Source organism: Mesorhizobium sp. M1163 (assembly GCF_040318415.1).
Lineage (GTDB): Bacteria > Pseudomonadota > Alphaproteobacteria > Rhizobiales > Rhizobiaceae > Mesorhizobium.
Genome location: NZ_JAMYMF010000027.1, coordinates 67,720 through 80,969, shown reverse-complemented (window position 1 = coordinate 80,969; position 13,250 = coordinate 67,720). Strand labels below are relative to the sequence as shown.

Annotated in this window: 10 protein-coding genes; 9 read left to right on the top strand and 1 reads right to left on the bottom strand. The window is 63.7% G+C overall.

The window, feature by feature from the left end; translation table 11 throughout:
• Positions 1-63: 63 nt before the first annotated feature.
• The 7 genes from ntrB (at position 64) to NKH43_RS23925 (ending at position 9,909) form a co-directional block, all read left to right on the top strand.
• The gene (gene ntrB, locus NKH43_RS23955) at positions 64-960 is read left to right on the top strand and encodes a nitrate ABC transporter permease (RefSeq protein ID WP_352483959.1); all 897 of its coding nucleotides are present in this window, start codon (positions 64-66) and stop codon (positions 958-960) included.
• 11 nt (positions 961-971) lie between these two features.
• The gene (locus NKH43_RS23950; protein WP_352483960.1) at positions 972-1,769 is read left to right on the top strand and encodes an ABC transporter ATP-binding protein; all 798 of its coding nucleotides are present in this window, start codon (positions 972-974) and stop codon (positions 1,767-1,769) included.
• Positions 1,770-2,316: 547 nt separating this feature from the next.
• Positions 2,317-3,618: an MFS transporter gene (locus NKH43_RS23945; protein ID WP_352483961.1), complete on the top strand. Its 1,302-nt coding sequence runs from the start codon at positions 2,317-2,319 to the stop codon at positions 3,616-3,618.
• Positions 3,619-3,637: 19 nt separating this feature from the next.
• Positions 3,638-6,088: a nitrite reductase large subunit NirB gene (gene nirB, locus NKH43_RS23940; protein ID WP_352483962.1), complete on the top strand. Its 2,451-nt coding sequence runs from the start codon at positions 3,638-3,640 to the stop codon at positions 6,086-6,088.
• A gap of 66 nt (positions 6,089-6,154) precedes the next feature.
• The gene (gene nirD / locus NKH43_RS23935) at positions 6,155-6,484 is read left to right on the top strand and encodes a nitrite reductase small subunit NirD (protein WP_352483963.1); all 330 of its coding nucleotides are present in this window, start codon (positions 6,155-6,157) and stop codon (positions 6,482-6,484) included.
• Positions 6,485-6,487: 3 nt separating this feature from the next.
• Complete coding sequence (locus NKH43_RS23930) at positions 6,488-9,319, top strand: nitrate reductase (RefSeq protein ID WP_352591585.1); 2,832 nt, start codon at positions 6,488-6,490, stop codon at positions 9,317-9,319.
• Positions 9,320-9,423: 104 nt separating this feature from the next.
• Complete coding sequence (locus NKH43_RS23925; RefSeq protein ID WP_023717999.1) at positions 9,424-9,909, top strand: hypothetical protein; 486 nt, start codon at positions 9,424-9,426, stop codon at positions 9,907-9,909.
• Between the two features lie 27 nt (positions 9,910-9,936).
• Here NKH43_RS23925 and NKH43_RS23920 read toward each other — a convergent pair whose 3' ends face one another.
• Positions 9,937-10,968 carry a hydroxyacid dehydrogenase gene (locus tag NKH43_RS23920; RefSeq protein WP_352860132.1) on the bottom strand — a complete coding sequence of 344 codons (1,032 nt, stop codon included), beginning with the start codon at positions 10,966-10,968 and terminating at the stop codon, positions 9,937-9,939.
• 177 nt (positions 10,969-11,145) lie between these two features.
• On the opposite strand from NKH43_RS23920, the gene NKH43_RS23915 reads away from it, so the two are divergent.
• Positions 11,146-12,582, top strand: a complete 1,437-nt coding sequence (locus NKH43_RS23915) for an aldehyde dehydrogenase family protein (protein WP_352860146.1) — start codon at positions 11,146-11,148, stop codon at positions 12,580-12,582.
• A gap of 46 nt (positions 12,583-12,628) precedes the next feature.
• The gene (locus tag NKH43_RS23910; protein WP_352847826.1) at positions 12,629-13,210 is read left to right on the top strand and encodes a DUF1349 domain-containing protein; all 582 of its coding nucleotides are present in this window, start codon (positions 12,629-12,631) and stop codon (positions 13,208-13,210) included.
• Positions 13,211-13,250: the final 40 nt, after the last annotated feature.

Here is a 13,250-nt window from a genome sequence, read left to right as displayed (position 1 = left end):
ATGCGCGACAGTGCGTTGGCAACGCCGCCCGTTGTGCATGTGCTGCCAAGGAGTTTTCGAGAAATGTCTATCCAAGCCATCGAGGACAGCAAGGTGAAGCCGTTCCCCGCGCCGGCCAAGCCCGCCGAGGTCATCGCTTTCACCGCCAGGGCGCGGCGCCGCTTCGACCCGGCCGCGATCGCCGGCAAGCTGGCCAGCACGCTGGTGCCGCCGGTCATTGTCATCACCATCATGCTCGTCGTTTGGCAGGTCGCCTGTTCGTCGCCCACAGCCAGCCTGCCACCGCCAAGCCAGGTGTGGAACGAGGCCTATGACCTGATCGCCCATCCGTTCTTCGACAACGGCCCGCAGGATATCGGGCTCGCCTGGCGGGTGCTGATCTCGCTGCAGCGCGTCGCCGTCGGCTTCGGCCTTGCGGCGATCGTCGGCGTTGCGCTCGGCGCGCTTGTCGGTCAGTCGATCTGGGCGATGCGCGGCCTCGATCCAGTGTTCCAGATCCTGCGCACGGTGCCGCCGCTCGCCTGGCTGCCGCTGTCGCTGGCGGCGTTCCGCGATTCCAGCCCGTCGGCGATCTTCGTCATCTTCATCACCTCGATCTGGCCCATCATCATCAACACCGCGGTCGGCGTCCGCAACATCCCTGAGGACTACCGCAACGTCTCCCGCATCCTCAGGCTCAACCAGTTCGAATTCTTCGTGAAGATCATGGTGCCGGCAGCTGCACCTTACATTTTCACCGGCCTGCGCATCGGCATCGGTCTGTCCTGGCTCGCCATCGTCGCCGCCGAAATGCTGACCGGCGGCGTCGGCATCGGCTTCTTCATCTGGGACGCGTGGAACTCATCGCGGCTGCCCGACATCATCGTCGCGCTCGCCTATATCGGCGTCACCGGCTTCTGCCTCGACCGCCTGGTCGCGGCGGTCGGCGTCTTCGTCACCCGCGGCACAACGGCAAAGTGAGGAGAGGGACGATGACGGCCTATCTGAAACTCGACCACATCGACAAATCCTTCGCCCGCGGCAGCCAGGTCAGCGACGTGCTGAAGGACATCCGGCTGACCATCGACAAAGGTGAATTCGTCTCGATCATCGGCCATTCAGGCTGCGGCAAGTCGACCTTGCTCAACCTGATCGCCGGCCTGACCAAGGTCTCGGCCGGCGCCGTTCTGCTCGAGGACAAGGAGGTCGATAGTCCCGGCCCGGAACGCGCCGTGGTGTTCCAGAACCACAGCCTGCTGCCATGGCTGACCGTCTACGAAAACATCAATTTGGCAGTATCAAAGGTCTTTGGCCGGAGCAGGAGCCGGGCCGAACGGCATGACTGGATCATGCGCAATCTCGATCTCGTGCAGATGGCGCATGCCAAGGATAAACGTCCGGCCGAGATATCGGGCGGCATGAAGCAGCGCGTCGGCATCGCCCGGGCGCTGGCCATGGAGCCGAAGATCCTGCTGCTCGACGAGCCCTTCGGCGCGCTCGACGCGCTGACGCGCGCCCATCTTCAGGACGCGGTGATGGATATCCATTCGAGGCTCGGCTCGACGACGATCATGATCACCCACGATGTCGACGAGGCGGTGCTGTTGTCCGACCGCATCGTCATGATGACCAACGGCCCGGCGGCCACCATCGGCGAGGTGCTTCCCGTGCCGCTGGCCCGGCCGCGTCGGCGGATCGAGCTTTCCTCTGACCGCACCTTCCTGCGCTGCCGCGAGGCGGTGCTGAAATTCCTCTACGAACGCCACCGCTTCGTCGAAGCCGCGGAGTAAGGCAATAACCGGAAAACTCGTCATCATCATTGGCAATCTGCATCGGCAATGGGCAATCTGCCGCATTGCACAAATATTATGCTGCTGTGCAAGTCATTCTGACTAATCTTTGATCCGCTGCCGAGCTTGGTCAAGAGTCGCGCGGCTGCAGTTCACATTGATTTCATTCGATAATTCAGAGCGCTGTCGACTTGGCACGCTTCCTGCTTTTCAAAATGTAGGTCCGCAAGGGCCAAGTGACACGGCGTCCAATGGCGGGCGCTACAGGCAAAGCTGCCGCTCAGGTCCACACGCGCTCCCGGAACTCCGGACGCGAAGACCTGGCCGGCGGCTTTTTTGTTTTGACGCAATCGACGGCGCTGGTCCCAAGCGGCGCCCAACCGGAGACGACGATGACGAAACGGATCGGAACTGGCGCGTCCCTCGCGGACTTCACGCGCCGCGATTTTCTCGCCGTCAGCGCGCTGCGGGCGATGCCGCGCCGCTGACAGTCGCGAACGAACAGCACAAGGGCGGTGCTTCCCACGCCGCTAACCGGAGCCAGAAAATGACCGCAAATCTCCCAGCCGCGCCCAGCCAGGACAGTGCTCCCCGGCAGGCGCTTGTCATGTCCACCATCGCCTTCACCGTCTGCTTCGCGGTGTGGACGATCTTTTCAATCATCGGCGTGCGCATAAAGCAGGAGCTGGGGCTGAACGAGACGGAGTTCGGCCTGCTCGTCGGCACGCCGATCCTCACCGGCTCGCTCGTGCGTATGGTGCTCGGTGTCTGGACCGACCGTTTTGGCGGACGGCTGGTATACACCGCGACCATGCTTGCGGCGGCGGTCGCGACCTTTCTGCTCGCTTTTGCGCACACCTACGGGCAGATGCTGGTCGCTGCGCTGGGCGTCGGGCTCGCTGGCGGTTCCTTCGCCGTCGGTGTCGCCTATGTCTCGCGCTTCTTCCCGGCCGGCAAGCAGGGCACGGCGCTTGGCATTTTCGGTGTCGGCAATGTCGGCGCCGCGGTCACCAAGTTCCTGGCACCGTTCGTGCTTCTCTCCTGGGGCTGGCAGTCGGTCGCGCTGATCTGGGCGGCAGCACTCGTCGTCATGGCCGCCGTCTTCTGGTTCACGACCGGCGACGATCCGGTCATCCGCGAGCGCCGCGCCGGCAAGGCCGCGCCCTCGAGAAGCTTCTGGCAGGAATTCGCGCCGCTCAAGAACCTGCAGGTCTGGCGCTTCGCCTTCTATTATTTCTTCGCCTTCGGTGCATTCGTGGCGCTCTCGCTATGGCTGCCCCGCTACCTGATCGGCGTCTACGGCTTCGGGCTTGCGACCGCCGGTATGATCGGCGCGGCCTATTCAATTCCGGCAAGTATTTTCCGCGCCTATGGCGGCGTGCTTTCCGACCGGATCGGCGCCCGCACCGTGCTCTACTGGACCTTCGCTGTCAGTGCCGCCGCGACTCTCGTTCTGTCTCTCCCCTCGGCAGACTACGTCGTGCGCGGTGTCAGCGGGCCGATCGCCTTCCATTTCGAGGTCGGCCCGCTCGCCTTCATAGCCGTTGCCTGTGTGCTCGGCTTCTTCATGAGCCTTGGCAAGGCTGCCGTCTACAAGCACATCCCGGCTTACTATCCGCAGAGTGTCGGCGCGGTCGGCGGCGTTGTCGGCATGATTGGCGGGCTCGGCGGCTTTATCCTGCCAATCGTCTTCGGCGCGCTCAACGACCTCACCGGCGTCTGGTCGAGCTGCTTCATGCTGCTCTTCGTCATCGTCGCCACCTGCTTTGCCTGGATGCATTTTTCCATCCGGCGGATGGAGCGCACGGCGTCTGACGAAGCTTCAGGCCTTTCCTACGCGGCTGAGTGAGACCGGAGTGGATCAGGATATGACCGAGAAACTCGTTATCATTGGCAACGGCATGGCCCCCGGGCGCATGCTGGAGCACCTCCTGGAAAAGGCGCCTGGGCGCTACCAGGTCACCATCTTCAACGCCGAGCCGCGCGTGAACTACGACCGCATCATGCTGTCGCCGGTTCTGTCGGGCGAAAAGGCCTATGAAGAGATCATCATCCATGGCGACGGCTGGTACATCAAGCACGGCATCACCCTCTACAAGGGCCACAAGATCGTCGCCATCGACCGGCAGGCAAAGACCGTCACCTCCGATCATGGCGTGACCGAGCCCTATGACAAACTCGTCATCGCCACCGGCTCGGTGCCGTTTATCATTCCGGTGCCGGGCCATGACCTGCCGGGCGTGCTCACGTATCGCGATCTGGACGACGTCCGGGCCATGATGCTTGCCGCCCAGTCGCGGGCCAAGGCTGTGGTCATTGGCGGCGGCCTGCTCGGGCTCGAGGCAGCAGCGGGCTTGAATGCGCAAGGCATGGACGTCACCGTGCTGCATGTCATGCCGACGCTGATGGAGCGTCAGCTCGATCCGGCCGCCGGATATCTCCTGCAGCGCGCCGTCGAGCAGCGCGGCATCAAGGTCATCACCAAGGCCAACACCCAGGCGATCACCGGCAACGGCAAGGTCGAGCGGGTGGAACTTGCCGACGGCACTGTCATTCCCGCAACGCTCGTCGTCATGGCGGTGGGCATCAGGCCGAACGCGGTCCTGGCAAAAGAAGCCGGCATTGCGGTCAATCGCGGCATCGTCGTTGACGCCGGCATGCGCAGCAATGATCCCGATATCTACGCAATCGGCGAATGCGCCGAGGTCAACGGCCAGGTCTACGGACTGGTCGCGCCGCTCTACGAGATGGCGCGCGTCGCCGCCAGCCATCTGGCCGGCAACGAGGCGGCGGCTTTCGTCCATATGGACACGCCGACCAAGCTCAAGGTCACCGGCATCGAGCTGTTCTCGCTCGGCGACTTCGCCGAGGGCGATGACCGCCAGGAGATCGTGCTGCGCGATGCGGCGGCCGGCGTCTACAAGCGCCTGGTGCTCAAGGACGACCGCATCATCGGCACAGTGCTCTACGGCGAGACGGCCGACGGCGCCTGGTTCAACGACCTCAAGAAGAAGCAGACCGATATATCCGAGATGCGCGATACGCTCATCTTCGGCCAGTCCTACCAGGGAGGCGCCCCCCTGGACCCTATGGCGGCCGTTGCAGCCTTGCCGGATGATGCGGAAATCTGCGGTTGCAACGGCGTATGCAAGGGAAAGATCACCGGCGCGATCACGGCCAAGGGCCTGACCTCGCTCGACGACGTGCGCGCGCACACCAAGGCGTCTGCCTCCTGCGGCTCGTGCACCGGACTGGTCGAGAAGTTGATGGTGCTGACCATCGGCGACAAATACAACCCCGCGGCGGTCCAGCCGATGTGCAGTTGCACCGCGCTTGGCCATGACGAGGTCCGCCGGCTGATCAAGGCCAAGGGCCTGAAGACCATTCCCGCCGTCATGCAGGAGTTGGAATGGAAGACCTCCTGCGGCTGCGCCAAATGCCGGCCGGCGCTAAACTATTATCTCGTCTGCGACTGGCCCGACGAATACGCCGACGACTACCAGTCGCGCTTCATCAACGAGCGCGTTCACGCCAACATCCAGAAGGACGGCACCTATTCGGTGGTGCCGCGCATGTGGGGCGGCGTCACCAACGCCGCCGAATTGCGCGCCATCGCCGACGTCGTCGACAAGTTCGAGATCCCGATGGTCAAGGTCACCGGCGGCCAGCGCATCGACATGCTCGGCATCCGCAAGGAAGACCTGCCGGCGGTGTGGGCCGATCTCGGCCAGGCTGGCTTCGTCTCCGGCCACGCCTATGCCAAGGGGCTGCGCACCGTAAAGACCTGCGTCGGTTCCGACTGGTGCCGCTTCGGCACGCAGGATTCGACCGGTTTGGGCATCCGTATCGAAAAATTCATGTGGGGCTCGTGGACCCCTGCCAAGGTCAAGATGGCGGTATCGGGCTGTCCGCGAAACTGTGCCGAGGCGACCTGCAAGGATGTCGGCGTGATCTGCGTCGATAGCGGCTACGAGATCCATTTCGCCGGCGCCGCCGGACTCGACATCAAGGGCACCGAAGTGCTCGGCCTGGTCAAGACCGAGGACGAGGCGCTGGAGCATATCGTGGCGTTGACGCAGATGTATCGCGAGCAGGGCCGTTATCTCGAGCGTATCTACAAATGGGCCAAGCGCGTCGGCATCGCCGAGATCAAGCGCCAGATCATGAACGATGGCGAGAAGCGCAAGGCCTATTTCGCGCGCTTCGTCTTCTCGCAGAAATTCGCCCAGGTCGACCCGTGGTCGGAACGTGCTTCCGGCAAGGACAAGCATGAATTCCGGCCGATGGCTTCGGTCGGCTTTGCGCAGGCGGCGGAGTAGGCGCGTGTTCCCGAAAAGTGGAATGCGGTTTTCGGACAAGAACACGCGCAAAAGAGGAATAGCCACATGAATTGGGTATCCATCGGCACGCTCTCGGACATTCCGCGTCGCGGTGCGCGCTGCGTCGCCACACCCGAAGGAAAGATCGCCGTCTTCCGCACGGCCGACGATCAAGTCTTCGCCATCGACGACCATTGCCCGCACAAGGGTGGGCCACTCAGCCAGGGCATCGTCCATGGCACGGCGGTGACCTGTCCTTTGCACAATTGGGTGATCTCGCTCGAGACAGGCAAGGCGCTCGGCGCCGACGAGGGCGTGGTGCGCACCATTCCGGTGCGGATCGACGGCGAGCGGCTGTTCATTGCGCTGGAAGCGCTGGCCAGCCGCGCGGCGTGAACCATGCAGATTGATGAAGCGCGCGAGGTGAGGACCACCTGCCCCTACTGCGGGGTGGGTTGCGGCGTGCTGGCGAAGGTCGCCGCGGACGGTGAAATAACCGTTCGTGGCGACCCGGACCACCCGGCGAATTTCGGCCGCCTCTGCTCCAAAGGCTCCGCACTGGCCGAGACCATCGATCTCGACGGCAGGCTGCTTCATCCGGAAATCCACGGTCGCCGTACCGACTGGGACCAAGCGCTCAATCTAGTCGCTTCGACCTTCTCGCAAACCATTGCCGAACACGGCCCCGATTCGGTCGCCTTTTATGTTTCCGGCCAGTTGCTGACCGAGGACTACTACGTCGCCAACAAGCTGATGAAGGGGTTTGTCGGCTCGGCCAATATCGACACCAATTCGCGCCTGTGCATGGCCTCGTCGGTCGCCGGCCACCGCCGCGCCTTTGGCTCGGACACGGTTCCGGGAAATTACGAGGATCTGGAACTTGCCGACCTGATCGTGCTCGTCGGCTCCAATCTCGCCTGGTGCCATCCGGTGCTCTATCAGCGCATTGCCGCTGCCCGGGAAAAGCGGCCCGAGATGAAGGTGGTGCTGATCGACCCACGCCGCACCATGACATCGGATATCGCTGACATGCATCTGGCGATCGCGCCCGATGGCGACGTCGCTTTGTTCACAGGGCTGCTCGCCTATCTCGGCCAGCATAACGCGCTGGACCGTACCTATATCACGGCGCACACGACCGGATTCGGGCAAGCGCTTTTCGCTGCCTCGGCGCTCGACCTTGCCGGCATCGCGGCTGCCACGGGTCTCAGTGAGGACGAACTGTCCCGCTTCTACAGCCTGTTTGCCGCGACGGCGAAGACGGTGACCGTCTACAGCCAGGGCGTAAACCAGTCGTCTTCGGGCACCGACAAGGTCAACGCCATCATCAACTGCCATCTCGCCACCGGCCGCATCGGCAAGCCCGGCGCCGGGCCGTTTTCGGTGACCGGCCAGCCCAATGCTATGGGCGGCCGCGAGGTCGGCGGCATGGCCAACATGCTGGCCGCCCACATGGAGATCGAAAACCCCGAGCACCGCAACCGCGTGCAGCGCTTCTGGAACGCGCCGACCGTCGTCGAAAAGCCCGGCCTGAAAGCGGTCGAGATGTTCCAAGCGGTGGCCGACGGACGCATCAAGGCGCTGTGGATCATGGCGACCAATCCGGTCGATTCGATGCCGGACGCCGATACCATCGAGGCGGCGATCAAGGCTTGCCCGTTTGTCGTTGTCTCGGACGTGCTGGGCGAGACCGACACGGTCCGCCATGCTCAGGTCCGGCTGCCGGCGGCGGCATGGGGCGAGAAGGACGGCACCGTCACCAATTCGGAGCGCCGCATCTCGCGCCAGCGGGCTTTTTTGGCCACGCCCGGCGAGGCAAGGCCAGATTGGTGGATCATCGCTGAAGTCGCCAGGCGGATGGGGTTTGCCGAAGCTTTTTCGCATGTGTCGGCGGCCGACATCTTCGCCGAGCATGCGGCGTTGTCGGGTTTCGAGAATGACGGCGCGCGCGATTTTGATATAGGCGCGTATGGCGCGATTGATTCAGGGACCTTTGAGAAATTGGCGCCATTCCAATGGCCAGCGCCGAGCCAAGGCACCCCCCTCTGGCCTGCCGGCCATCTCCCCCTCAAGGGGGGAGATTGGATGTCGCCACCGGTTTCGCCAATCGTTACCATTGCTGAAAAGGCGGTGCCGGCAAAACTGCCAATCTCCCCCCCTGAGGGGGAGATGGCCGGCAGGCCAGAGGGGGGTGCGTGGCGCCAGCCGGAGGACAAAAGCACCCGCTTCTTTGCCAACGGCAATTTCTACACACCCGACGGCAAGGCACGCTTTATTGCCATCCGCCCAACCGCCCAAACCCGCACCAGCCTGGACTACCCGTTGGTGCTCAACACCGGGCGCGTGCGCGACCACTGGCACACCATGACGCGAACCGGCAAGAGCCCGCGCCTGTCGCAGCACATGGCCGAGCCTTTCGTCGAAATTCACCCGGCTGATGCGCAGCACTACGGCATCGGCGATGCCGATATTGTGCGCGTCTCGACAGCTTATGGCGAGGTCGTGGTCCGCGCGCTGGTGACAGGGCGCCAACGCCAAGGCTCTGTGTTCGTGCCGATGCACTGGACCGATCAGTTTTCCGCGCGCGCGCGCGTCGATGCCCTGGTCGCGCCGACGACTGATGCGATTTCAGGCCAGCCGGCTTCAAAGAACGTTGCCGCCCGAATCGAGCGGTTCGCCGCCACGGCCTTCGGCTTCGCGGTGCTTGCGGAACGGCCCGCATCCATCGACGCCGATTATTGGAGCCTCGCCCGCTGCCCCGCCGGCTGGCGCCTTGAAATTGCGCTGCAGGACAGCCGCGACTGGACCGGGTTTGCCGCCGCGCTGTTCGGCCCGGAAGGCGAGGCGCTCGCCTATCACGACATGGCCGGCGGGCACCATCGCTTCGCCCGTTTCGCGGGCGGTCGGCTGGTCGGCGCGCTCTATCTTGCGCCTACCCCGGTAGCGGTGTCGCGCGGCTGGGCGGCCGAACAACTGGGTGCCGACCATGCCGATCGGCAGGCGCGGCTGGCGATCGTCGCCGGCAGGCCTGGCGGCAAGAGCGTCGACCGCGGCGCCATCGTCTGCGCCTGTTTCGGGGTCGGTGCCAACCAGATCGCGGAAGCGGTGCGCGGCGGCTGCACCAGCGTCGCGGCAATCGGCGCCGCCCTTCACGCCGGCACCAATTGCGGCTCCTGCCGCGCCGAGATCAAGACCATTATCGACGGGCGGCGTCTGCAAGCTGCAGAGTGAATGCGCCGAGGAACTCTGCCGCGCCGCTGCATGATGCTTACTAGCAATTTACAAACCATAGGCTACCACCGTTCTGACTTCGATTCGTTCGGAACGGGAGCCCCATGAGTAAAGCCCTGACCTCATTCGCGCTTGCGGCCGTGCTGACGGCTTTGCTGATGGCGCTCAGCCTGGCGGTGGCCAGGCATGGCTATCCCTATGGCGCGATCGGCGCCAAGCGCTTGAGTGACGTCGCCGATGCAGGGGCATTCATTCCGCTCGCGGCGGTCTACTTCCTCAGCGCACTGCTGATGATGGTTCTGCCGATCAGGCTCGCCGGCATCGTCCTGACGCATGCCGCCGATGCAATCTTCTGGACGGTCATCGTGTTGTTCGCGGTCATCGTTGGATGTCTCGCCGCCAGATTTGCTTTCGGTCAGCACGATGTGCTCTCGGCACTGCTGAACTGGCGGTTCCTGTTTGTCGCAGCCATCGTCGGATGCCATCTCTTCATCAACGAACTGCGGCGCAACATCCTGTTGAGAAGCCTGTTCTTCGTCGTCTTCGCCGCTGCGACACTGGCCTGCCTGTTTTGGTCCTTCACGATCTGAGCATGTGCGACCGTCGGGACAGACGGCTTAATTCTTGTCGACCGGCTTTGAGCGCATTCGCGAAACGGTCTCACGCTCGGCCCGCTTCGAACGCATCGGCGGCAGGCCGCGGTCGACCAGGTCCATGTCTTCCAGCACCATGTCGCCCATCCGCTTGAAAGCGATGTCGAGTGCGCCGGCCCGGTGGGCGGAGCGCAGGAACCCCGGCAATGTGCGGACCGGGTGATCTTGGGCCAGCGGCTCCTCAGGAAAAACATCACTGGCGGCGACGATGTGGCCGCTGCGGACAGCATCCATCAGTGCCGGAAAATCGACCACGCCAGCCCGGCTGAGTAGGATGAAAGCGGCTCCCTCGCGCATCCTGGCAAAGGCTTCGGCGCCGAGGAAACCCTGGTTTTCGCTGGTCACCGAAGTGACGACGAAGACGAAATCGCTGCTCGACAGGACTTCATCGAGCGAGGCCGGCTCAACGCCGTTCTCGATCAGGATCGACGGCGGCAGCCACGGGTCGAAGACTTTTGTCCGCGTGCGAAAACCCGTCAAAAGCCGGTTGAGCGCGCGGCCGAGATCGCCGAAGCCGATGATGCCGACATCCGCGCCGGAAAGAAGCCGCGCCGTCCGGTTGCCGTCGCCGCCCCACAATTCCTTGCCTTGACGAAAAGCGAGGTCGGCATCGACGATGTCGCGGGCAAGGTTGAGCGCCATGGCAAGGCCGAGCTCGGCCACCGGTTCGGCAAAGACCAGCCCAGTGGTGACGACATGGATGCCGCGCGAAAACAGCGTCTCATATGGCATGTTGTTGATGAGGTTGCTCTCGACATTGAAGATGCAGCGCAGCGCCTTCATTTTTTCCAGTGTCTCTGGCGCGATCGGCGGCTGGCCGACAATGTAGCGCGCCTCGCCAAGGATATCGGCCGGCAGCGCCGCGACACCTTCGGGCGATGTTTCGACGATGCGGTATTTCGACCGAAATTTCGTCAGCGCAGCCGGCGTGAAGATCAGGTCGAGCGTGCGTGGATGGGGTGCGCTGATCACCAGCGGCAACGCGTTGTCGGACATGATACTTTTCCTCCCGTGCGATCCACGACGCACCATACTGGAATCATCTTTTCCAGCCCGACCCCTATCACATGCCTGTCGAGGAGGAGAAGTTTGCCCGCCTTTCGGCCTTGCGGTGTGGCGGTCGGTGGTCCAGATAGACGGCGATCGAAGGACGACAAGGAAGACAGCGACATGATCCCGTTTCGAAAGAACCTCATCGACGGCGAGTGGGTGGGCGATGCCGGCTCCCGCAACATCAACCCGTCCAATCTCGACGACGTGGTCGGCGAATATGCATCGGGAGGCGCCGAGCACGCCCGGCAGGCCATCGCGGCGGCGAAGGCGGCATTTCCGGCATGGTCCCGATCGGGCCTGCTGGCACGCCACGCGGTGCTGAGGAAGGCGTCGGACGAGATCACCGCGCGGAAAGATGAAATCGGCCGGGCCTTGGCGCGCGAGGAAGGCAAGACGCTGGTCGAGGGCATCGGCGAGACTGTGCGGGCTGCCCAGATATTCGACTTCTTCGCCGGCGAGACGCTACGCCTGTCGGGCGAGCTGGTGCCAAGCGTGCGGCCCGGCGTCGGCGTCGAGATCACCCGCGAAGCGGTCGGCGTGGTCGGCATCATCACGCCGTGGAATTTCCCGATCGCCATTCCGGCCTGGAAAATCGCTCCGGCGCTGGCCTACGGCAACACCATCGTCTTCAAGCCGGCGGAACTCGTTCCGGAGAGCGCCTGGACCATTGTCGACATCCTGCACCGCGCCGGACTGCCCAACGGCGTGCTCAACCTGGTGATGGGCAAAGGTTCGGTGGTCGGCCAGGCCATGCTCGACAGCCCTGATCTCAACGCCATCACCTTCACCGGCTCGGTCGGCACCGGCAAGCGCGTGGCCGCCGCCAGCGTCGAGCACATGCGCAAGTTCCAGCTCGAAATGGGCGGCAAGAACCCGCTTGTCGTGCTCGACGATGCCGACCTTGCCGTCGCCGTCGACTGCGCGGTCAACGGCGCCTACTTCTCGACCGGCCAGCGCTGCACGGCGTCGTCCCGCCTGGTGGTGACGGACGGCATCCATGACCGCTTCGTCGAGGCGATGAAAGATCGCCTGGGCAAGCTGGTCATCGGCGACGCTCTCGATGCCAAGACCCAGATCGGGCCGGTGGTCGACCAGAGCCAGCTCAAACAGGACGAGGACTATATCGCCATCGGACGTCAGGAAGGTGCCGATCTCGCTTTCGGCGGTGAGCGGCTCGATCGCGAAACCCGCGGCTTCTATTTGCAACCGGCGCTGTTCACCGAAACCACCAACGCCATGCGCATTTCCCGTGAGGAGATTTTCGGACCTGTCGCCAACGTCATCCGCGTCAAGGACTACGACGAGGCGCTGGCGGTGGCCAACGACACGCCGTTCGGGCTGACGTCCGGCATCTGCACCTCGAGCCTCAAGCATGCCACGCATTTCAAGCGCAACTCGGAAGCCGGCATGGTCATGGTCAACCTGCCGACGGCGGGCGTCGACTTCCACGTGCCCTTCGGCGGGCGCAAGGGGTCGAGCTATGGCCCACGCGAGCAGGGCCGTTACGCCGCGGAGTTCTACACCACCGTGAAGACCGCCTATACCTTCGCTGGCTGATCACGGCGGCACTCATCCGGGACCAGCCAGGCAGGCGAGCAAATCGATGGCATCTGAAAATACGGACCTGACCTGGCTCAATCCGCCGCCGCACTACGAGTTCGGCGACAATACGGTGCATGTGCGGACCGGCAAGGAGACAGACTTCTGGCGCGAGACGTTCTACGGCTTCTGGCGCGACAATGGCCATTTCCTCTATCGTGAGGTCGAGGGCGATTTCAGCGCCGAAGTCACCGTCAAGGGGCGCTATGAAGTGCTTTACGACCAAGCCGGGCTTATGGTCCGCCTGAGCGAGACCCATTGGATCAAGGCCGGCATCGAATACACCGACGGGCTGATGTATTTTTCCGTCGTCGTCACCAACGATGCCTCCGACTGGTCGCTGGCCAATATTCCGGCCGACCCGGACGGCGTCAGGATCCGCTTGACGCGTCATGCCGAGACGATCCGTGTCCAGTATCTGGACGCGTCCGACAAGCATTGGAAGCCGGTGCGGCTTGCCTATTTCCCACCCTCGAAAACGGTTGATGTCGGCATGATGTGCTGCTCGCCGCAGCGCGAGGGCTTCGAGGTCATATTCAGCGATTTTTTGATCGGCCCGCCGATCTCGCGGCAGCTCCACGACTGAGGCGCCGCGATCCGGTCGAGCGGTTGCCGTCCGTCCGGCC